This is a genomic window from Aeromonas sp. R10-2, from assembly GCF_040908445.1.
GTDB classification, from domain to species: domain Bacteria; phylum Pseudomonadota; class Gammaproteobacteria; order Enterobacterales; family Aeromonadaceae; genus Aeromonas; species Aeromonas veronii.
This window is the reverse complement of record NZ_JBFODS010000011.1, coordinates 1-20,009: the sequence shown is the minus strand read 5'-3', so window position 1 is coordinate 20,009 and position 20,009 is coordinate 1. Positions and strand designations below refer to the sequence as shown.

The 20,009-nt window shown below is 58.9% G+C and carries 18 protein-coding genes and 2 pseudogenes; 11 read left to right on the top strand and 9 right to left on the bottom strand.

The features are described from left to right. Nucleotides 1-232 precede the first annotated feature (232 nt). The gene (locus AB5Y97_RS01380; RefSeq protein ID WP_064341568.1) at nucleotides 233-937 is read right to left on the bottom strand and encodes a tRNA/rRNA methyltransferase; all 705 of its coding nucleotides are present in this window, start codon (nucleotides 935-937) and stop codon (nucleotides 233-235) included. Nucleotides 938-1,143: 206 nt separating this feature from the next. Between AB5Y97_RS01380 and aceK the strand changes: the two genes are divergently transcribed. Then, nucleotides 1,144-2,871, top strand: coding sequence for a bifunctional isocitrate dehydrogenase kinase/phosphatase (gene aceK, locus AB5Y97_RS01375; protein WP_182962933.1), 1,728 nt, complete (start codon nucleotides 1,144-1,146; stop codon nucleotides 2,869-2,871). 79 nt (nucleotides 2,872-2,950) lie between these two features. Here aceK and tesB read toward each other — a convergent pair whose 3' ends face one another. Next, nucleotides 2,951-3,817 (bottom strand): acyl-CoA thioesterase II, encoded by an 867-nt coding sequence (gene tesB, locus AB5Y97_RS01370; protein WP_005338122.1) that lies wholly within the window; start codon nucleotides 3,815-3,817, stop codon nucleotides 2,951-2,953. 190 nt (nucleotides 3,818-4,007) lie between these two features. Between tesB and AB5Y97_RS01365 the strand changes: the two genes are divergently transcribed. Beyond that, the gene (locus AB5Y97_RS01365; protein ID WP_182962934.1) at nucleotides 4,008-4,736 is read left to right on the top strand and encodes a transporter substrate-binding domain-containing protein; all 729 of its coding nucleotides are present in this window, start codon (nucleotides 4,008-4,010) and stop codon (nucleotides 4,734-4,736) included. A gap of 153 nt (nucleotides 4,737-4,889) precedes the next feature. Here AB5Y97_RS01365 and rluB read toward each other — a convergent pair whose 3' ends face one another. The 5 genes from rluB to AB5Y97_RS01340 form a co-directional block, all read right to left on the bottom strand. After that, nucleotides 4,890-5,813 carry a 23S rRNA pseudouridine(2605) synthase RluB gene (gene rluB, locus AB5Y97_RS01360; protein WP_005347347.1) on the bottom strand — a complete coding sequence of 308 codons (924 nt, stop codon included), beginning with the start codon at nucleotides 5,811-5,813 and terminating at the stop codon, nucleotides 4,890-4,892. A gap of 133 nt (nucleotides 5,814-5,946) precedes the next feature. After that, nucleotides 5,947-6,519: an SMC-Scp complex subunit ScpB gene (scpB, locus tag AB5Y97_RS01355; protein WP_033137084.1), complete on the bottom strand. Its 573-nt coding sequence runs from the start codon at nucleotides 6,517-6,519 to the stop codon at nucleotides 5,947-5,949. Beyond that, entirely contained in the window at nucleotides 6,503-7,372 is an 870-nt protein-coding gene (locus tag AB5Y97_RS01350) for a ScpA family protein (protein WP_064336954.1), read from the bottom strand. The genes scpB and AB5Y97_RS01350 overlap by 17 nt, the downstream gene beginning before the upstream one ends. Further along, entirely contained in the window at nucleotides 7,365-7,985 is a 621-nt protein-coding gene (locus AB5Y97_RS01345) for an L-threonylcarbamoyladenylate synthase (RefSeq protein WP_005338129.1), read from the bottom strand. Before AB5Y97_RS01345 ends, AB5Y97_RS01350 begins: the two co-directional genes overlap by 8 nt. Before the next feature lie 106 nt (nucleotides 7,986-8,091). After that, a complete protein-coding gene (locus tag AB5Y97_RS01340) occupies nucleotides 8,092-8,973 on the bottom strand; it encodes a PHP domain-containing protein (RefSeq protein ID WP_182962935.1) in 882 nt (293 codons plus the stop codon). A 435-nt stretch (nucleotides 8,974-9,408) separates the two neighbouring features. Between AB5Y97_RS01340 and AB5Y97_RS01335 the strand changes: the two genes are divergently transcribed. The 8 genes from AB5Y97_RS01335 to AB5Y97_RS01300 all read left to right on the top strand — a co-directional run bounded on the left by AB5Y97_RS01335 (nucleotide 9,409) and on the right by AB5Y97_RS01300 (nucleotide 18,081). Then, on the top strand, nucleotides 9,409-11,043 hold the full coding sequence (locus AB5Y97_RS01335) for an anthranilate synthase component 1 (protein WP_064341573.1): 1,635 nt from the start codon (nucleotides 9,409-9,411) through the stop codon (nucleotides 11,041-11,043). Further along, nucleotides 11,036-11,635 (top strand): aminodeoxychorismate/anthranilate synthase component II, encoded by a 600-nt coding sequence (locus AB5Y97_RS01330; RefSeq protein WP_005359135.1) that lies wholly within the window; start codon nucleotides 11,036-11,038, stop codon nucleotides 11,633-11,635. Before AB5Y97_RS01335 ends, AB5Y97_RS01330 begins: the two co-directional genes overlap by 8 nt. 10 nt (nucleotides 11,636-11,645) lie before the next feature. After that, nucleotides 11,646-12,674 (top strand): anthranilate phosphoribosyltransferase, encoded by a 1,029-nt coding sequence (gene trpD, locus AB5Y97_RS01325; RefSeq protein ID WP_064341574.1) that lies wholly within the window; start codon nucleotides 11,646-11,648, stop codon nucleotides 12,672-12,674. Next, a complete protein-coding gene (gene trpCF / locus AB5Y97_RS01320; protein WP_064341575.1) occupies nucleotides 12,674-14,182 on the top strand; it encodes a bifunctional indole-3-glycerol-phosphate synthase TrpC/phosphoribosylanthranilate isomerase TrpF in 1,509 nt (502 codons plus the stop codon). Before trpD ends, trpCF begins: the two co-directional genes overlap by 1 nt. A gap of 47 nt (nucleotides 14,183-14,229) precedes the next feature. After that, nucleotides 14,230-15,423 carry a tryptophan synthase subunit beta gene (gene trpB, locus AB5Y97_RS01315; RefSeq protein ID WP_005338139.1) on the top strand — a complete coding sequence of 398 codons (1,194 nt, stop codon included), beginning with the start codon at nucleotides 14,230-14,232 and terminating at the stop codon, nucleotides 15,421-15,423. Then, nucleotides 15,420-16,226: a tryptophan synthase subunit alpha gene (gene trpA, locus AB5Y97_RS01310; protein ID WP_064341576.1), complete on the top strand. Its 807-nt coding sequence runs from the start codon at nucleotides 15,420-15,422 to the stop codon at nucleotides 16,224-16,226. Before trpB ends, trpA begins: the two co-directional genes overlap by 4 nt. Nucleotides 16,227-16,890: 664 nt before the next feature. Next, nucleotides 16,891-17,628: a hypothetical protein gene (locus tag AB5Y97_RS01305; protein WP_064341577.1), complete on the top strand. Its 738-nt coding sequence runs from the start codon at nucleotides 16,891-16,893 to the stop codon at nucleotides 17,626-17,628. A gap of 300 nt (nucleotides 17,629-17,928) precedes the next feature. Then, nucleotides 17,929-18,081 carry a hypothetical protein gene (locus AB5Y97_RS01300; RefSeq protein WP_232098368.1) on the top strand — a complete coding sequence of 51 codons (153 nt, stop codon included), beginning with the start codon at nucleotides 17,929-17,931 and terminating at the stop codon, nucleotides 18,079-18,081. Nucleotides 18,082-18,251: 170 nt separating this feature from the next. Here AB5Y97_RS01300 and AB5Y97_RS01295 read toward each other — a convergent pair whose 3' ends face one another. Further along, on the bottom strand, nucleotides 18,252-18,785 hold the full coding sequence (locus tag AB5Y97_RS01295; protein ID WP_064341578.1) for a metal-dependent hydrolase: 534 nt from the start codon (nucleotides 18,783-18,785) through the stop codon (nucleotides 18,252-18,254). A 335-nt stretch (nucleotides 18,786-19,120) separates the two neighbouring features. Between AB5Y97_RS01295 and AB5Y97_RS01290 the strand changes: the two are divergent. Beyond that, nucleotides 19,121-19,486: pseudogene (locus tag AB5Y97_RS01290) on the top strand (hypothetical protein); the annotation flags it as partial. Between the two features lie 27 nt (nucleotides 19,487-19,513). Here AB5Y97_RS01290 and AB5Y97_RS01285 read toward each other — a convergent pair. Beyond that, a pseudogene (locus AB5Y97_RS01285) lies at nucleotides 19,514-20,009 on the bottom strand (ISAs1-like element ISAs1 family transposase); the annotation flags it as partial.

The following is a 20,009-nucleotide window of genomic DNA, read 5'->3' as shown; positions in this document are numbered from 1 at the left end:
AATCTAAAAACCAATCCAACAAAAAGGCCCGTACTGGGTGGGTACGGGCCTTTTTTGATTTCTGTGCTTGTTCGTCAGCGCATCAACCGGCCCCAGTGCCACCTGTGGTGGTACCGGTAATAATGGTGGTGGTGATGACGTTGGTGAATAACTGCATGACGAACACTCGTTGACGAAGCTGGCTTTTAGCAATACCGCGGCGGGCGATGGGCTGTCAACTTAAACCTCTTCGCTACTCGCGCCCAAAGCGGCGCGCAAGGTCTTTGCAGAGCAGGTGGAGCATGTTCAAATCCCGCTGCGGCAGCATGGGTACCCGGTCCATCACCCACTGATGTAGTTTTTCATCCTGCGAAACTCCGAGTTCACCAAGTAATTCTGCTGTTTTGCTTTTCAGCACCCGAACCTGCCCAGCGTTATCAAAATTTTCTGCTACTGCAGCGGCACCGTCGGCGTTCAGCTCATCCATCAGCTGACTCATCTCGTAGGCGTAGAGCATGATCGCCTGCCCCAGATTGAGGGAGGGGTAGCTTACCTTGAGGGGCAGATAGCTGATGAGATCGACCTCGGCCAGCTGCTCGTTGGAGAGCCCCGACTCTTCGCAGCCAAAGACGATGGCCACCTTGTTGAGTGACGGCTTGCTGCGGATCTGCTCGCGGATCTCCCCCGGCGTGAGGTAATGCTGGTAGCGACCGCGTTCACGGGCGGTGGTGGCGATCACCAGATCCATGTCGGCCAGCGCCTCGGGCAGGGTATCGAACGCTTCGGCCTGAGTCAGGATCTCCTGGGCGCCGTGGGCCACCCAGCTCGCCTCCTCCTCTTCGTGTACCCGGCTAGCCACCAGTCGCATGGCATCGAATCCCATGGTTTTCATGGCGCGGGCAGCCGCCCCCACGTTCGCAGGTCGGGCAGGTGCCACCAGGACAAAATAGAGCTTCATCGGGTTTCCTCACAGGCCGGACGGCCTCTCAAACAGACAGCAAACAGTCGCTAAACCATCACCAAAACAGGGGCGCAATCTACCGTTTATCCCCGAAAATTGCCACTTGAACAGACGTTTGAATGTTGCGATAGTGGCCTGACGTGTGAACAAATTACACCCAATCCTTCGCGCTATCGGCCCGACAGATCACAAGGAAGAGAGAGATGCAGCAGCCATTGGAACAGGCCGTCGCCGAGACTATCTTGCAACGCTTCGAGTCGTTTTACAGCCGGTTTCTCGAGATAACCCAGGGCAGCAAGAGCCGCTTCGAGAACAGTGACTGGCTGGGGGTGCAGCTCGCTGGACGGGAGCGTATTCGCCTCTATGACCACCATGTGGGGGCCACCGCCAGCTCCATCCGCCAGATGATGGGGGAGCACCACGCCACTCAGGAGCTGCTCAAACGGGTCAAAAGCGCTTTCAGCGATCTGCTGCCCCGTTGTGACAACTTCGAGGTGGCGGAGTCCTTCTTCAACTCCGTCTATCGCCGGATCTTTCGCCATCGCAATATCCGCGACGAAAACCTCTATATCCACCCCTTTGTCAGCCGTGGCGAAAAACCCGATCTCAGCACATTGCTGCGCATCTATCGCACCGATCTGGCCCACTTGCCGCAGACGTTGAGCCAGCTTTTGGGGGATTACAGCTTCACCCTCCCCTACGAGGACAAGCAGCGGGATATTGTCGACATCCACCGCCATCTTGCGGAGAACGGCCCGCAAATCCTCCATGATGAGCCCTTTGCCATCGAGCTGCTCAAAGAGGTGTTCTACCGCAACAAGGGGGCCTATCTGGTGGGACTGATCCGGGCCCGGGATCAGGTCTTCCCCTTCATCCTGCCCCTGCTCAGCACCGGCCACAGCATCTATGTGGATACCGTTATCTTCGAGCCGGATCTCGCCTCCATCGTGTTTGGTTTCGCCCGCGCCTACTTTATGGTCTATGCCCGCGAACCGGCGCTGTTTGTCGCCTTCCTGCGCCAAATCATGCCCCACAAGCCCGATTACGAGATCTACAACGCCATCGGCTGCCAGAAGCACGGCAAGACCGAGCTCTATCGCCACTACCGCCACCATCTGGCCCAGAGTCGGGATCAGTTCATCATCGCGCCAGGCATCAAGGGGATGGTGATGAGCGTGTTTACCCTCCCCTCCTACGATGTGGTGTTCAAGGTGATAAAAGACGAGTTCACTCCCCCGAAGGATGTGAGCCACGAGCAGGTGAAGGCAAAGTACCGGCTGGTTAAACAGCACGACCGGGTTGGCCGCATGGCCGATACCCAGGAGTTCACCAACTTCGAGTTTCCGCTGGACCGCATCTCGCCCGAACTCCTTGCCGAACTCAAGACGGTTGCACCCTCGGCCCTCACCATCACGGACGACAAGCTGGTGATCAAGCACCTCTATACCGAGCGCAAGATGATCCCCCTCAACCTCTATCTGGACAAGGCGGACGAGCAGCAGACCCGCCTAGCGCTGGAGGAGTACGGCAACGCCATCAAGCAGCTGGCGGCGGCCAACATCTTCCCGGGGGACATGCTGTTCAAGAACTTCGGCGTCACCCGCCACGGCCGGGTGGTTTTCTACGACTACGACGAGATCTGCTACATGACGGAGTGCAACTTCCGCCAGATCCCGCCGCCGCGCTACCCCGAGGATGAGTGGAGCGCCGAACCCTGGTACTCGGTGGCCCCCAACGACATCTTCCCCGAGGAGTTCGCCACCTTCCTGCTGCAAAAGCCGCAGGTGCGGGAGATCATGCTGCAGCTGCACAAGGAGATGTTCGACGCCAACTACTGGAAGATGCTGCAGAGCAACATCAAGGTGGGGGTGTTCGAGGATGTTTATCCCTACCGGCGCAAGAAGCGCTTCAAGTACCAGCGCGGCGGCTGATCCCGCAGAGTCCGCCCACATCGCAGCAACGAAAACGGGGTGGCCAAAGCCACCCCGTTTTGCTATCCGCTTTGAGGCCTTAACTGCCGCGACGGCGGATCACCCCCTCCTGCATGGTGCTCGCCACCAGCACCCCGTCGCGGGTAAAGAACTGACCCCGCACCAGACCGCGACCGCTGCTGGCGCTCGGGCTGTCTACCACGTAGAGCAGCCAGTCGTCGAAGCGGAAATCCCGGTGGAACCACATGGAGTGATCGATGGTCGCCACCTGCATATCCGGCTCCCAATACGACACCCCGTGGGGCTGCAGCGAGGTGAGCAGGAAGTTGAAGTCGGAGGCGTAGGCCAGCAGGTATTTGTGCACCCGCAGATCATCCGGCATCTGACCGTTGGCCTTGAACCAGACGTGACGCACCGGATCCTGCACCGTCGGCCGAATAGGGTCGACCAGGGTCACTGGGCGCATCTCGATGGGCTGCTCGCAGAGGATTTTATCGCGCAGGGAGGCCGGGATCAGGTTCTCGTAGGGGCGCACCAGCTCGAGCTCGCTCTTGAGCTCCTCCGGCGGAGTGATGCCGGTGGGCATCTGCGCCTGATGCTCGAAACCATCGGCCGGCACCTGAAACGAGGCGTTGAGATAGAAGATGGGCTTGCCGCCCTGAATCGCCTTGACCCGGCGGGTGGAGACGGTCTGGCCGTCGCGGATATTCTCCACGTCATAGACGATGGGACGGGTCACATCCCCCGGACGCAGGAAGTAGGAGTGAAAACTGTGAACCTGACGGCCGGTCTCGACCGTCTGCTTGGCAGCTGACAAGGCCTGCCCCATTACCTGTCCGCCAAACACGGCCCGCAGACCGAGATCCTGGCTCTGGCCCCGAAACAGGCCCTCCTCGATTTTTTCCAGCGCCAGCAACGCCAGCAGCTCATCAAGTACCTTGCTCATTGTTCACTCCTCTATCAGAGCCGCACAGGCTAACAAGCTCACCGGAGCAGAGCAACCGCCACAGCCCCTTCCGCCCGCCAAAGGGAACTTCAAGGGCCATACACCGCGACCAGTAGCATTTATCGAGTCTGTTTTTTCCCTGCCGAAACCGCTACGCTGTCAGCAATCGATAGAGGTGAGGTCACCCGCCATGCACATCCGTTATCCGGTCACGCCCTCTGCCACTTATCGACTCCGCTCGTCCCTTCGCCTTCGTGCCACCCTGTTTGCTCTTTCGCTGCTCCCGGCCGCCACTGTGCAGAGCGCGGTAATTATCACCGGCGAATTGCCCCCCTACTCTTCAGCGACGCTGGCCAATGGCGGCGAGCTGGCAAGCAAGGTGCTCACCACTCTCAAAGCGGCAGGCCACCCGGATCTGAGGGTCTCCTACCAGCCCTGGCCGAGAGGACTTAAAAACATCGAGCTGGGCAACGCTATCGCCGCCTTCCCCTTTACCTGGACCAACGAGCGCAGCAACACCCTGTTGTTCAGTACCCCCATCGCCTTCGATATCCAGTCCTGGTACACCACGCCCGACAAGAAGGGGCTGGAATCCCCACCCTGGCAGCAGAAAACCGCCTGCGTGCCCAAGGGGTGGTTCTCCGATGCTATCGAGCGGGTGACCATCGAGCAGAAGCTGGTCGTCAGAACCACCAACCGCCTCAACCAGTGTGTCGAACTGCTGAAAAAGGGCAAAGTCGATCTGGTGCCCATCAACGACACCTCGAAAAAGAACCTCTCGGAGGAGGACAACGCCGCCCTCTACCGCCTCTCGTTGTTTCGCCAGAACGTCACCTTCTATCTGGTCACCGCCCGCAACGAAGAGGGAAAGATGTTTATACGTGACTTCAACAAAGAGTGGATGACACCGGCCAACTGAGGAGTGTGAGAGCAATCATTGCCATATGACCGGAGCCAGCCGGCAGCTGGAGGTCACCCGCTAGAGATGAAAAAGGCCCGCACCAGTTGGTGCGGGCCTTTGCTTGGCCGACTGCGCACTTGAACAGCGTGCAGTACGCAACGGGTTGTCGGCTTACTTGCTGCCGGTACCGGAGTTGCGGGTAGAGGCTTGCGGCTTGCGACGGGCGGTGGTGGCGCGAGCGCGGGGCTCTTTGCCCTGCATCTCTTTGTGACGCTGCACGGCGCGACGGATCTGGGCGGCCTGCTTGTGACGGCTGGTTTTGCCATCCTGCTGCAGGTCGACCTTGGATTCGGTCTCCGGCGGCAGGTTGACCAGACCACGCAGGTAGTTCACTTCCGGCAGTTTCAGCTCTTGCCAGCCGCCGCGCGGGATACCGCGGTCCAGCTTGACGTCACCGTAGCGGATCCGCATCAGGCGGCTCACCTGCACTTCCTGGGATTCCCACAGGCGGCGCACTTCACGGTTGCGACCTTCGGTCAGGGTGACGTTGAACCACTGGTTCAGACCCTCACCGCCAGCCGGTTTGATCTTGTTGAACTTGGCGGTGCCATCTTCCAGCTGCACGCCCTTGCGCAGACGCTGCAGCATGGCTTCGGTGATTTCGCCAAAGACACGTACCGCGTATTCCCGCTCCACTTCGTGGCTCGGGTGCATCAGACGGTTGGCCAGCTCACCATCGGTGGTGAACAGCAGCAGACCGGAGGTGTTGACGTCGAGGCGGCCGACCGCGATCCAGCGGGCACCTTCCATCTTGGGCAGACGATCAAACACGGTGGGACGACCTTCCGGATCGTGACGGGTACACATCTCCCCTTCCGGCTTGTGGTAAGCCAGTACGCGGCAGATCACTTCCTCTGCGGCACGGGTCTTGACCTGGTGACCATCCACCCGGATCACGGCGTTCACTTCGACGCGATCCCCCAGTGTGGCGACCTTGCCATCCACACTGACCCGACCTGCGGTGATCAGGGCCTCCATCTCACGACGGGAGCCGTGACCCGCGCGGGCCAACACTTTTTGCAGTTTTTCACTCATCGGGGTTACCTGATTGTTGATCGCTGCCCACTGGTAAAAGGGCAACGGGGTTAACTGTAACAAACGCCGGTTGGAGCGCTCGCCACAGTTGAAAAATGTATATCTCGGTGACATCGGCACGCTTGGGCGCCATTCACCGGGCATCGCTCTCCCCGTCCACCGCAGAGGGCAACAGGGGTTGCAGCTCAGGATCCAGCTCGGGAAGCTGCTCCAGACTCTGCAGATTAAAGTAATCCAGAAACTCTCTGGTGGTGGCGAGCAGCTCGGGGCGACCCGCCACCTCTTTGTGGCCGATGCTGCGCACCCAGCCACGCTCTTTCAGGGTATTCACTATCTGGCTCGACACCGCCACCCCGCGGATCGCTTCGATCTCGGCCCGGGTGATGGGCTGGCGATAGGCGATCAGGGTCAGCGTCTCCATCACGGCGCGCGAATAACGGGGCGCCCGCTCGCTCCAGAGCCGCGAGAGCTCCTCGGCATACTCCTGACGCGCCTGAAAGCGCCAGCCGGAGGCGACCTCTTTGAGCTCGACGCCCCGCGTACTGTAATCTTGCCTGATCTCGGCCAACAGCAGCTGAACATAGCGACTGGTCACCGGATAATCCGCCAGCACGCTGCTTTTCAGTTCGCTGACATTGAGCGGGCGACCGGCCACAAACAGCGCCGCTTCGATCAGGGTCTTGAGTCGTTCAGTGGGCAGCGCCACGGTTGCCCTCCTCGCTCTGCTCGGCCAATGCAAAATGGATTGGGCCAAGGGGTTCTGCCTGCAGGATCCAGATCAGTTGCTCCTTGCACAGCTCCAGCAGGGCCAGAAACGTCACCAGCACCCCCATGCGCCCCTCTTCCGCGCGCAGCACCTGCTCAAGGCGCAGGGTCTGCCCCAGCGTGAGCATGGCAAGGATCTCCGCCATGCGTACCCGGGTCGGGATCTGTTCGCGGCGGATCTGGTGATGTTCGAAATGAGTCGCGCGTTTTACCACACTTTGCATGTAAAGGGCGAGCTCAACCAGCGAAACATCGGGCGCCAGTGGCTTGAGGGCGCCAAAATCGGGGGGCAAGGCAGCTGCAATATAAATCTCCCGCTCCACCCGTGGCAGCTCATTGACCCTCTCTGCACCTACCTTGTAGCGCTCGTACTCCTGCAGGCGGCGAATAAGCGTCACCCGCGGGTCTTCTCCCTCCTCTTCATCCTCCAGCTCCGGCGCCTTGGGCAACAGCAGGCGGGATTTGATCTCCGCCAGCCAGGCCGCCATCAGCAGATATTCGGCCGCCAGCTCAAGGTTGAGCCCCTGCATCAGCTCCACGTACTCCATGTACTGGGCGGTGATCTGCAGGATCGGCAGGTTGAGGATATCGAGCTGCTGGCGCCTGATGAGATAGAGCAGCAGATCGAGCGGCCCCTCGAAGGTATCGAGGAACACCTCCAGTGCATCGGGCGGGATGAACAGGTCCTGGGGCAGCTCGTGATAGGGCTGCCCCAGGACTTTCGCGATGGGTAGGGCGGAGCCAGCCCCCGTCTCGGCGGAAGGGACTGTCACCGGTTCAGCGACATCACTCAAACGGGGTCGGGTCCCCGGCGCCGCGACGACGCAATACCGGCTCGTCGTCAGAGAAATCGACCACTGTGGTGGGCTGCTCGCCCAGATAACCGCCGTTGACCACCAGATCGATCTGCTTGCCCAGCTTGTCGAAGATCTCTTCCGGGTCGAACTCGGCCATCTCGGAGTCCGGCAGGATCAATGTGGTGGAGAGCAGCGGCTCGCCGAGTGCTTCCAACAGCGCCTGAGCAATCTTGTTGTCCGGCACCCGGATGCCGATGCTCTTCTTCTTCTCGTTCATCAGGCGGCGCGGCACCTCTTTGGTCGCCTTGAAGATGAAGGTGTAAGCGCCCGGGGTGTTGTTCTTGATCAGGCGAAACGCGCTGTTGTCGACCTTGGCGTAGGTGGAGATCTCGGAAAGATCGCGGCACACCAGGGTGAAATCGTGGTTGGCGTCGAGGCGACGGATGCGGCAGATGCGCTCCAGCGCGCCCTTGTCACCCATCTGGCAACCCAGCGCATAACCGGAGTCGGTCGGATAGACGATGACGCCGCCGTTCTGGATGATCTGTACCGCCTGACCGATCAGACGGGCCTGGGGGTTTTCCGGATGTACGTAAAAATGCTGACTCATAGCTTGTTCTCGCAATGGGGGCAGCAATACCTGCCCGCTCGTATGGTCACGGGTCAATCACCCATGACACTACCTTAACCTGTTTGTGGCCGCTTCGCTGATGCCGTTAGCGACTCGCCAGCAGCTCGGTATGTTGCTCGGTGGTGAGCCCAAAGTGACTTGGATAGGCCAACCAGACGGGCATCCCCTCTTTGGGCAGCCAAAGGTGGCGGCCCAGCTCGGTCCAGTTGGAGGGGAAGTGAAAATCCGATCCCACCGAGATATAGAGGTCGTGATCCTTGGCCCACTGGCCCAGATTGGCCCGCTCCTGCGGGCTCTGCTGGGGCAGCGAGACCTCCATGGCATCGCCACCGGCCGCCTTGAAGGCCACCAGCAGCCGCTTGATCCATTTGGCGGTGAGATCGTAACGGCTGGGGTGGGCCAGCACCGCCAGCCCGCCAGCGGCGTGAATGGCAGCGATGGCTTCGCTCATCTCGGGCCACTCGGCCGGGGCATAGCCTTTATTGCCACGGCTCAGGTACTTTTTGAATACCTTTTGCATGTTGTCGGCCACCCCGCGTGCCACCAGCACCCGGGCAAAGTGGGCGCGGGTCACGGCGGCGTCACCGGCGAGCGCCTTGGCCTCTTCATAGGTGCCGGGGATGAGGCACTTCTCCAGACGACGCCCGATTTCCAGCGCGCGCGCCTCACGGCGTGCCAGCTGACCGGCCAGAAAATCCAACAGCTGCGGATTTTTTTCATCCACCCCCAGCGCCACGATATGGATCTCATGGTGCTCCCAGCCGGTGGAGATCTCGACCCCGCTCACCAGTCGCAGCGGCAGTCGCTCGGCGTCAATGGTGCGGCGCACCTCATCAAGCCCTGCAAGGGTATCGTGGTCAGTAACTGCTAACACCTCGACCTGTTTTTCGGCAGCGCGGCGCACCAGTTCGGCGGGGCTCAGCACTCCGTCGGAGGCAGTGGTATGGCAGTGAAGATCGAATCTCATCAGGTTGTTCCGCTCTCGTGGTCAGGTCACCATTCATGGCAAATCGGTGAAAGAAGGCTAAAAGCGACTTGACTTGGCCGCGGCTTTATCGTTTTCTGTAGGCACTTCATTGCAAACATCTTTTTACAGGACTTTATCATGCAAACGACTTCCATCCTGACCATCTGGTGGTGGCACACTCCCTGACATGCGGGCGTGTGGTCGTTGCTGTACCTGTAATCTGACAGCAAATTAAGAACCCAAAGAAAAAGCCCGCTGACCCCAGCGGGCTTTTTTATTATCCGGCAAATGGACCTGTGATGAAACCGAGAATTCAGACAAGCAAGCTGACCTGGCGATGGCGCCCCTGAACCAGCCACCCCAGACCAATTAAATTTTCAAGGAATTCAACGTCATGAACATCGGTAACACGCATCACACGCAAGGGAACGCACTATGACAGCCACACATCGCCTTCCTCTGGGTGAATTCGATACCCTCAAACTCAACGCCCCCTATGTGGCCGACCCGCTGGCGCTCTATACCCGTCTCTGTCAGGGTCGCCCCAACAACCTGCTGCTGGAATCGGTGGAGATCGACTCCAAGGCAGGCAAACAGAGCCTGCTGCTGGTCGATGCCTGCCTGCGCATCGAGTGCCGTGGCCGCACCGTGCGGGTTCGCAGCCTGAACGACAACGGCGCCCAGTTGCAAAGCCTGCTGGCCGAACGGCTGCCCGTGGTAGTGGCCCGCTCGCTAGTCGATGGCGAATTGCAACTCGACTTCCCGGCCTCCGATCGGGAGCTGGACGAAGATTCACGCCTCAAGGGGAGCAGCGTGCTGGACGTGCTGCGCACCCTGCAGCGGGAGCTTGATTGCCAGCTCGGCAAAGAGGCACTGTTTATGGCGGGCAGCTTTGCCTACGACCTCATCGCCTCATTTGAAGATCTGCCCGAAGTGCCACAGGGGAGCAACAACTGCCCCGACTACTGCTTCTACGTGGCCGAAACCCTGATCACCATCGATCATATCGAGCGCACCACTCAACTGCTGGCCTGCATCTTTGGCGGCGACAGCGACGAAAGCCAGGTGGAAGACAGATACACCCGCCTGACCGAACGGCTCACCGACTTCAAACAGATTTGCCAGCAACCTCTAAGCGCCGAGCTGACCACCCAGCCCCTGACCGGTGGCATGAGCGTGGACAAGAGCGACAAACAGTTCTGCGCCGAGGTGGAGAAGCTCAAGGGCTTTATCCGCCGTGGCGATATCTTCCAGGTGGTGCCGTCCCGCTGCTTCTCCCTGCCCTGCCCGAGCCCCCTGGCCGCCTATCGCCGCCTCAAACAGACCAATCCCAGCCCCTACATGTTCTACGTGCAGGATGAGGGCTTCACCCTCTTTGGCGCCTCGCCGGAGAGCGCGGTGAAATTCTGCGCCGCCAGCCGCGATGTGGAGATGTACCCCATCGCCGGTACCCGCCGCCGTGGCTTCAACCCCGATGGCAGCATCAACCGGGATCTCGACGGCCGCATCGAGCTGGAGTTGCGTCAGGACGAGAAAGAGGTGGCCGAGCACCTGATGCTGGTGGATCTGGGCCGCAACGACATAGCCCGCATCTCGGAGCCCGGCACCCGCTACGTCAAGGAGCTGCTGAAAGTGGATCGCTACAGCCACGTGATGCACCTGGTCTCCAAGGTGGTCGGCACACTGCGCTCCGATCTTGACGCCCTGCACGCCTATCAGGCCTGCATGAACATGGGCACCCTCACCGGCGCACCGAAGATCCGCGCCAGCGAGCTTATTCGCATGGTGGAAGGCAAGCGCCGCGGCAGCTACGGCGGCGCCGTCGGCTACATCAACGGCGCTGGCGAGATGGATACCTGCATCGTCATTCGCTCGGCTTTCGTGAAAGATGGCGTGGCCCATGTGCAGGCCGGTGCCGGGGTGGTCTATGACTCCAAGCCGCAAGCAGAAGCGGACGAAACCCGCGCCAAGGCGGCCGCCGTGCTGGCCGCCATCGCTGCCAGCCATGGCACCTCCCTGCAAGCTCTGAGTGCCCAGCAGGAGCAACATAAGGACGTGAGCCATGACTAATATCTTCCTGCTCGATAACTTCGATTCATTTACCTACAACCTCGTTGACCAGTTCCGATCCCTCGGCTATCCGGTGCGGATCTACCGCAACAGCCTGCCGGCCAGCCGCATCATGAGCGAAATCGCCGCCTGTGAAGGGGACGCCGTACTGGTGCTCTCGCCGGGCCCGGGCGCCCCCCACGAAGCGGGTTGCCTCATAGACCTCATCAAGCTGGCCCGTGGTCAGGTACCCATCCTCGGTATCTGCCTCGGTCATCAGGCCCTGTGCGAAGCCTACGGCGGCACCGTCGGCGCGGCAGGCGAAATCGTCCACGGCAAGCGTTCGCTGATTGAGCACAACGGCCACGGCGCCTTCGCCGGTCTGCCGAGCCCGCTGCCGGTAGCCCGTTACCACTCGCTGGTCGCCACCTATGTACCGGAAGAGCTGACGGTGATTGCCCACTATCAGGGGATGCCCATGGCCATCGAGCAGCAGGATGAGCGGGTACTGGGTTTCCAGTTCCACCCGGAATCCATCATGACCTCGGAAGGGGCCCGTCTGCTGACTCAGGCGCTCGCCCATATCACCCGTCCAGAAAGCAGTGTGCGGTAAGGAGACCAACATGCATCAACATCTCAACACCCTCTATCAGGGTCAGTCTCTGAGCCGTGAAAGTACCCGCGACGCCTTCGGTCAGGTGGTACGTGGCGAAGTGGACCCCATCGTGCTCGCAAGCCTGCTGACTGCCCTCAAGATCAAAGGGGAGACCCCGGAGGAGATCGCCGGCGCCGCCGAGGCTCTCTTGGCTGAAGCGCGCGACTTCCCGCGTCCGGATTACGAGTTTTGCGACATCGTCGGCACCGGTGGCGATGGCCTCAACACCATCAACGTCTCCACCACCTCGGCACTGGTCGCCGCCGCCTGCGGCCTGAAAGTGGCCAAGCACGGCAACCGCTCGGTCTCGAGCAAGTCGGGTTCGAGCGATCTGCTCGACAAAATGGGCATCAAGCTCGACATGAGCCCGGCGCAGGCACGCCGCTGCCTCGATGAGCTCGGCATCTGCTTTTTGTTCGCCCCCCAGTACCACGCCGGGGTGCGCCATGCCATGCCGGTGCGCCAAGCCCTCAAGACCCGCACCCTGTTCAACGTGCTGGGGCCGCTTATCAACCCCGCTCGCCCCACCTATCAGCTGATGGGGGTCTATGCCCCCGAGCTGGTGCGTCCCATCGCAGAAACCCTGCTGGCACTGGGGCTGAAAACCGGTATGGTGGTTCACGGCGCCGGGCTCGACGAGATTGCCATTCACGGCCCGACCCAGGTGGCCCAGATCCGTGACGGCGAGATCCGCGAGTTTCTGCTCACCCCGGCTGACTTTGGCCTTGAGACCTATCCGGTCAGCGCCATTCAGGGTGGGGAGCCTGAAGAGAACCGCGCCATCACCGCCGCCATTCTGGAAGGGCGTGGCACCCCGGCTCACAACGCCGCCATTGCCGCCAATGTGGCGCCGCTGCTGCTGATGGCGGGCAAGGCGACCGATCTCAAGAGCGCGGCGGCCGAGGTGCTGGCGGTGCTGGCGAGCGGCAAGGCAGCGGATCTGGCTGCTCGGCTCGCCACTTTGAGCCATCAGGAAGCGGGCAATCAGGAGGCATGATGTCAGCCACCATGTCGCACAGCATTCATTCAGAACGCCCACAGGGCAAGAGCCAGTTTCGCAAGGATAACGAGATGTCAGACCTTATTGCCCCCCATGCTTTTCTGAACATGGCCTCCATCAACCAGACCATCCTCGGCAAAATCGTGGCGGCCAAACAGGAGTGGGTTGCCGCCCGCAAACTGGCCCAACCGCTGGCGAGCTTCCAGAGTGCGCTGACCCCCAGCGATCGGGATTTCGTCGGTGCGCTCAAGGCGGGCTCCACCCGCTTTATTCTGGAGTGCAAGAAGGCCTCCCCCTCCAAGGGCTTGATCCGCGACGATTTCAGCCCAGAGGCCATCGCCGACATCTATGGCAAATACGCCACCGCCATCTCGGTGCTGACCGACGAGAAGTTCTTTCAGGGGGATTTCGCCTTTTTGCCGCGGGTGCGAGGTCGCATATCGCAGCCGGTGCTCTGCAAGGATTTCATGATTGACCCCTATCAGGTCTATCTGGCTCGCCACTATCAGGCGGACGCCATCCTCTTGATGCTCTCGGTGCTCACCGACGAGGGCTATCGCGCCCTGTTCGCGGTCGCCAAGGAGCTGGGTCTGGGCGTGCTCACCGAGGTGAGCAACGAGGAGGAGCTGACCCGCGCCATCGCGCTGGGGGCGCCGGTCATTGGCATCAACAACCGGGATCTGCGCGATTTGAGCGTGGATCTCAACCGCACCAAACAGCTGGCCAAAGATATTCCAAGCGATCGGGTGGTGATCAGCGAGTCCGGCATCAATCACCGCGCTCAGGTGGCGGATCTGCGCCACCACGCCAAGGGCTTTCTGGTGGGCTCATCCCTGATGGCCGAGCCGGACCTGGAAGCCGCAGTGCGCAAGCTGGTACTGGGCCAGAATAAGGTATGCGGCCTGACCCGCGCCGAGGATGCCGCCGCCGCCCATCAGGCGGGTGCGGTGTTCGGCGGTCTTATCTTTGTGGCAAAGAGTCCGCGCTATGTGGACATTCCTGCCGCCCGCGCCGTGATGGCGGGCGCGCCGCTCTCTTACGTCGGGGTATTTCGCAACGCCCAGCCAGCCACCATCGCCAAGACGGTGGATGCGCTGGGGCTCGCCGCGGTGCAGCTGCACGGGGATGAGGATGCCGCCTATATCGAGATCCTGCGCCCACTGCTGCCAGCGGGCTGCCAGATCTGGAAAGCGGTGGGCGTCTCTCTCGGCAAAGAAAGTGGCGAACCGCTGCCTGCCCTCGACTACCCGGCTGATCGCCTGCTGCTGGATACAAAAGTCGGCAGCCAGAGCGGCGGCACCGGTCAGGCATTTGACTGGGCCATGCTGGCCACGCTCGACAAGAGCAAACTGATGCTGGCGGGGGGCCTTAATCCCGACAACGCCCTGCAAGCGGCACAAGTGGGCTGCCTCGGCCTTGATTTCAACTCCGGGGTAGAGAGTGCCCCGGGCCAGAAGGATGCGCACAAGATAGCAGCCGCCTTCGACGCACTGCGCAACCTGTAACGCAACCCTTTTTGATGTTTCGATTTAGCTAATACAAGGAAGAAGCCATGACCCTGCTCAACCCGTTTTTTGGTGAATTTGGCGGTATGTATGTACCCCAAATCCTTATCCCGGCCCTGCTCCAGCTGGAGAAAGCCTTCGTCGATGCCAAGGATGATCCGGCCTTTATCGCCGAGTTTCAGTCCCTGCTGACCGAGTATGCCGGTCGCCCGACCCCGCTCACCCTGACCCGCAATCTGACCAAGGGCACCAAGACCCGCCTCTATCTGAAGCGTGAAGATCTGCTGCACGGCGGCGCCCACAAAACCAACCAGGTGCTGGGTCAGGCGCTGCTGGCCAAGCGGATGGGCAAGAACGAGATCATCGCCGAAACCGGCGCCGGTCAGCATGGCGTTGCGACTGCGCTGGCCTGCGCTCTGCTCGGCCTCAAATGCCGGGTCTACATGGGCGCCAAGGATTGCGAGCGCCAGAAGCCCAACGTATTTCGCATGAAGCTGATGGGCGCCACCGTCATTCCGGTGCACTCCGGCTCCAGCACCCTGAAAGATGCCTGTAACGAGGCGCTGCGCGACTGGGCTGCCAACTACGAGTCGGCCCACTACCTGCTCGGCACCGCCGCCGGCCCGCACCCCTTCCCCACTATCGTGCGGGAGTTCCAGAAGATGATCGGCGAAGAGGCCAAGGCCCAGTGCTTCGAGAAGGAGGAGCGACTGCCCGATGCAGTGATCGCCTGCGTCGGCGGCGGCTCGAATGCCATCGGCATGTTTGCCGACTTTATCGATGAGCCATCGGTGCGCCTTATCGGCGTCGAACCGGGTGGTCACGGCATCGAGAGCGGCGAGCACGGTGCGCCGCTGGGCCACGGCAGCAAGGGGGTCTTCTTTGGCATGCACTCCTACCTGATGCAGGACAATCAGGGGCAAATTCAGGAGTCCTACTCCGTCTCGGCAGGGCTGGATTTCCCCTCCGTCGGCCCGCAGCACGCCCATCTGGCCGCCATCGGCCGCGCCGAGTACCCCTCGGTGACCGACAAGGAGGCGCTGGACGCCTTCCAGGAGCTGGCCAAATCCGAAGGCATTATCCCGGCGCTGGAGTCCTCTCACGCGCTGGCCCACGCCCTCAAGATGGCCCGCAGTGAACCGGAAAAAGAGCAGGTGCTCATCGTCAACCTCTCCGGCCGTGGCGACAAAGATATCTTCACCGTCGCTGACATTTTCGAGAAAGAAGGAACCTTGTCATGAACCGTTACGCACAACTCTTCTCCCGTCTGGACGAGGCCAATCAGGGCGCCTTTGTGCCGTTCGTGATGCTGGGTGACCCCACTCCTGAACTCTCCTTGGCCATCGTCGATGCGCTGGTCGCAGGGGGCGCCGATGCCCTCGAGCTCGGCATTCCCTTCTCCGATCCGGTAGCGGACGGCCCCACCATTCAGGGCGCCGCCCTGCGTGCGTTTGCCAGCCACACCACCCCGGACGACTGTTTCGAGCTGCTTGGCCGCATCCGCGCCAAGTACCCGCAGCTGCCCATTGGCCTGCTGGTCTACGCCAACCTGGTCTATGTGCGCAAAATTGACGGCTTCTACGAGAAGTGCCAGCAGGCGGGCGTGGACTCGGTGCTGGTCGCCGACGTGCCGGTGCAGATGTGCGCCCCCTACAAGGCGGCTGCCGACAAGTTCGGTATCGACAGCATCTTTATCGCCCCGCCCAATGGCGACGCCGAAACCTTGAAACAGGTGGCGGAGCTGGGCAGTGGTTACACCTATCTGGTGAGCCGCGCCGGCGTCACCGGTGCCGAGACCAAGGCCGGTATGCCGGTGGAGGGGCTGATCAATACTCTGCGCGAGTTCAACGCCCCCCCCGCCCTGCTCGGCTTTGGCATCAGCGAACCGGCTCAGGTGCGTGAAGCCATCGCCGCTGGCGCCGCCGGTGCCATCTCCGGCTCCGCCGTGGTGAAGATCATCGAGACCCACCACCAGAACCCGGAACATATGCTGACCCGCCTGAAAGAGTTTGTGGAAGGGATGAAGGCCGCGACCAATCGATAAGGGGCGGTATGGGTCAAATGTCATTAGCCGTGAGTGATCCGGCTGCGTATCCGCCTCACCCATAGATGTATCACTGCATCACCGCATCAAAGGGAGCCTGACCGGCTCCCTTTCTTTTTATCGCTTCTCCCCGCTTGCAGCTCCCGGCTGTTTGCCCCCTCTCCCTCCGGGAGAGGGCTGGGGTGAGGGCGGCTTTGCACTCCCTGCCAAATGAGTTGTTCACACAGCCACGCCTCAATGACTAATTTATTGATCTAACACAGATTCCCGCTAAAGCCCCCTTCTCAACTACCAGCATCGCCCTTAAGATAGCCAAACGACAATCCCTCTCTCTGGAGAACGCAATAAAAGCGATTGTTGATATCTCGCAGGTGAAAAGCGGCGGGCTGGGGGCTGTAACCCAGGTGCGGTAGCCTTGCCGACGCTTACCATCACCGACCGCATCACTGTGTTTTTATACAGTAGTAATCAAAGCGTTAAACAAGGAGGTCAAGCGAATACATTCAAGCATCAGAGACAGACTATTAATGCTTTGATTTAATTTTATTTTTTCATGGCTACTATCAGTGGCAGAGCGAAATTATATGGAGGGCTCTGCTACCGGATTAGTGCCGCTTTCCATCTAATAACTGTTAGAACTAAAAACTAGAATGGTGCTGCATTCATGAGATCAAAGGCGTTTCACGATTTTGAATCAAAGGTTGGCTATTTCGATGATGACATTGACTTGGTCGAGGTGGTCAGACTAGGAATTATAAATGGAGATCTCACTGATAATTCATCAAGCTATGTATTGAAAAATATTGACCCCGTAATACATAAGCACATAAAAAGACGAAAGAATTCAAATGGCAGTCGTGAACTTCTTGCAAACCATCTTAGACAAACAGTCTATTCCTCTTACGTGAAGGATATCTATGAAGAGGTTACTTTGTACTTGAAAACAATTTTAGAAAATGCCGCTGAGAATGGATTTGATTCAGGAAGAATAATCGGTGAGCACTCAACAAAAATTGATGCTAAAACAATTCTTGCCGCGGGCAGTTGGAGAGAAGTTGCCCACGTAATAACTGACTCAGTATTTCAATCATTGGAGTCAGAGAAAAGCACTCTCAAGCTACTCGAGAAGATTTCAAACAAATTGGCGTTGGGTGTGAACGATAACCTAATAAATGATGCGCTCCCATATCTTGAAGTAAGGCATTTTTTAGTACATACGGATGGGAAAATACCTGAAAAATTCAAACGAGATAATCCACATATATCTATAAAGGCAGGTCACGTTAAGCTGGATTACGAGTTTGTAAGTGATATGAGAGATAAAGTAAAACGTTTAATTAAGGAATACGATGAAAAAGTTGTATCTGCTAACCTGTTAAAGCAAGAGCATTTGCGAAATTAGTTCTAACAAGTCATTCAAGCCAACGGCACTACGCGCCACGGCTTAACTGCAGTGTTAGTCGTTATCGAGGATAATATGAAAGTTCATTTATTGAAATGATAATGCTGATTTGAGGTCAATTGCTTAAGAATTATTGACACTTCGTCTTTATTTTAATCTGGACTCTTTGTCAAAACACAAATCTGGGACACCCACCTTTCTGAGTAAGGCGTAGCATACGCCAACATTCAAAATGATGGGAGTCCCAGCTCTGCTGCATCTCAGCCCCAAAAATCAACGTGGATAAACTTGAAAAGTTGCATGACAGAAATCAGCCGAAAAACAAAACAACTTGCCACCCTCTGCCTTTCCCTCTTTCTGATCAGACTCGGATTTCGCGCCTTTGGTTATGACCAGCTTTATCACAATCCGAATGACCCCTACGGTATATCTGATTTGATTGAAGTGGCGTGAGCCATCATTTACCTGACGATCTTGAGTCTCTGCATAAGACATGCATTGCGTGTATTGCTCCGACACCGGGATCAGGGTGCCTTGGGGGCATCAGCCCTGCTCGCTCTCTGTGCCATACAGTGGCACAGCTATGACTATCTTCATCACTTGGCCGCCAGTCTCAGCATCCCCTAGGGCCCCCTGCTCCACACCCGCCATCCCATCAACACCAGCATCACTACAACCCCCGGCAGCCAGACCCAGTAGAGCTCGGAGAGGATCACCGCTTCACCTCGGGCAGTGAGATAAGCCTCCAGCTTGAAGGGGGCAACCCGGATCACCTGCCAGGGGGCGAAGAAGCGCTCATCCCGCCACGGCCAGAGCCAGCCAACCCCCTTGCCGCCGGTGGTGAGGGAATCGAGCAGGCTGTGAGAGAGCAGCGACACCAGCAGAAACGACCAGACGGTGGCGACGCTGGCCCGAAATTGGCGGTGAAACAGCATGGCCAGAATGGGCAGGGCAAAGGCGAATAGCAAGGAGTGGGTAAAGCCGCGGTGGCCAAAGACATGGCCGTAGGCGACCCCTAGTTTGAAGGCGAGCACATCGGCATCGGGCAGCATGGCGATGGCGACCCCAGCCAGCAGCAGGCGGGGCGGGATAATCCGGCTGCCAAGCCCGAGTCCAAGGCAGAGAGGGACGGCGGCGTGAGTGACGATGGTGGGCATAGAATAAAGCTCCAACTGAAAACATGAGCCTACCCTACCCCCGCTCGGTGAAGTGAAGGTGAAGTGCACTTTCTTTTGTTGCTGGATATCCCCCTCGAATCCTTATCCATCAGCCATAAGAGGCGTCACACAGGAAAGCTGTTGCACGCGCTCCGAAGCAGGGGCCGAAATCCTGTGGTTTGTCCCTCTGTATTGGCTCGTTCGTTGTGTGTCGAACACAGGCCCAATCAGCGTTGGCACGTTAACTTGAAATGTTCATTTAACTGCGGCTGACATGCAGAACAGGATCGTGATAAGTAGTCTCTTCGGTTCACATCACAGGGACAGTGGCAGCGATGAATGTACCAAAAAGCGTCGTGCTGATTGCGAGCGTTATCAGCCTTTGGTTAATGACAGGATGCATGACAGAGGCCGCCTCTGCGCAGCCGCAGCAAGAGCCGTACGCGCTGATTTATAACGGGCCGGTTTCTGATGGGGATAGCACGAAGGCGATTGCGGATGTGGTCAGGCAGGTGGGCTTGCCGGTCAGGTATCTCTCCAATATCGGGGAGCTGCCTGCAGAGCTCGATAATGCCAGGGTGTTTATCGTTGGCGGCACTGAGGACGATGTTGAGCCGCTCCTCAACGCCTTCACCGCGGACGCGCGTTCGGCATTAAAAACCTATTTGCAGAATGGTGGCCGCTACCTCGGGATCTGTGGCAGGGCGGGAGCACACTTTGTTGATATTTTAACCAAAGAATAACTGAGCCCGATAGTCGTCATTCCAGCCGGCTCTTTTTAGCTTGTTTCTCTGACTTCGAGCACCACAATTGCTCTGTTTTACGATATTCAATACGAACCGCCGGAATAGCGCCATATTCTCGACCGCATCCTCCATCGCTATCCTGGAAGCATCCTCGTTGAACACCACATCAAGAATGTAATGCTGGCTGTTCTCTATCCGCCAGTGCTGCCGTATATAGTGCCCTAGCAGCTTGTGCTTGGGGGATAACGAGCTGACATAGTAAGAGGTATCTACCGTTCCTTTTCCGTTGGCGCTGCGGTGACGCTCAACGGCAATGATGCTGCGGATTGTCGGCCATTTCTCCGTCAACTCTGGCGGTAATTTGGCTTTTAATTGAAATACATAACGCTCTTCCTGGCGGCCATGTCCACTCTCTTTGTGCTCGACGACAATCTTCTCTTTCTGGGCGTCAAACAGTGACTGGAATTGCGATTGAACC

Excerpts from the sequence above, each read along its gene's own strand:
- AB5Y97_RS01300 (WP_232098368.1), top strand. The coding sequence starts at position 17,929 with ATGACAGAAATCAGCCGAAAAACAAAACAACTTGCCACCCTCTGCCTT.
- AB5Y97_RS01365 (WP_182962934.1), top strand. The coding sequence starts at position 4,008 with ATGCACATCCGTTATCCGGTCACGCCCTCTGCCACTTATCGACTCCGC.
- AB5Y97_RS01330 (WP_005359135.1), top strand. The coding sequence starts at position 11,036 with ATGACTAATATCTTCCTGCTCGATAACTTCGATTCATTTACCTACAAC.
- AB5Y97_RS01305 (WP_064341577.1), top strand. The coding sequence starts at position 16,891 with ATGAGATCAAAGGCGTTTCACGATTTTGAATCAAAGGTTGGCTATTTC.
- AB5Y97_RS01335 (WP_064341573.1), top strand. The coding sequence starts at position 9,409 with ATGACAGCCACACATCGCCTTCCTCTGGGTGAATTCGATACCCTCAAA.
- AB5Y97_RS01380 (WP_064341568.1), bottom strand. The coding sequence starts at position 937 with ATGAAGCTCTATTTTGTCCTGGTGGCACCTGCCCGACCTGCGAACGTG.
- trpA (WP_064341576.1), top strand. The coding sequence starts at position 15,420 with ATGAACCGTTACGCACAACTCTTCTCCCGTCTGGACGAGGCCAATCAG.
- rluB (WP_005347347.1), bottom strand. The coding sequence starts at position 5,813 with ATGAGTGAAAAACTGCAAAAAGTGTTGGCCCGCGCGGGTCACGGCTCC.
- aceK (WP_182962933.1), top strand. The coding sequence starts at position 1,144 with ATGCAGCAGCCATTGGAACAGGCCGTCGCCGAGACTATCTTGCAACGC.
- tesB (WP_005338122.1), bottom strand. The coding sequence starts at position 3,817 with ATGAGCAAGGTACTTGATGAGCTGCTGGCGTTGCTGGCGCTGGAAAAA.
- trpCF (WP_064341575.1), top strand. The coding sequence starts at position 12,674 with ATGTCAGCCACCATGTCGCACAGCATTCATTCAGAACGCCCACAGGGC.
- AB5Y97_RS01340 (WP_182962935.1), bottom strand. The coding sequence starts at position 8,973 with ATGAGATTCGATCTTCACTGCCATACCACTGCCTCCGACGGAGTGCTG.
- trpD (WP_064341574.1), top strand. The coding sequence starts at position 11,646 with ATGCATCAACATCTCAACACCCTCTATCAGGGTCAGTCTCTGAGCCGT.
- AB5Y97_RS01345 (WP_005338129.1), bottom strand. The coding sequence starts at position 7,985 with ATGAGTCAGCATTTTTACGTACATCCGGAAAACCCCCAGGCCCGTCTG.
- trpB (WP_005338139.1), top strand. The coding sequence starts at position 14,230 with ATGACCCTGCTCAACCCGTTTTTTGGTGAATTTGGCGGTATGTATGTA.
- AB5Y97_RS01295 (WP_064341578.1), bottom strand. The coding sequence starts at position 18,785 with ATGCCCACCATCGTCACTCACGCCGCCGTCCCTCTCTGCCTTGGACTC.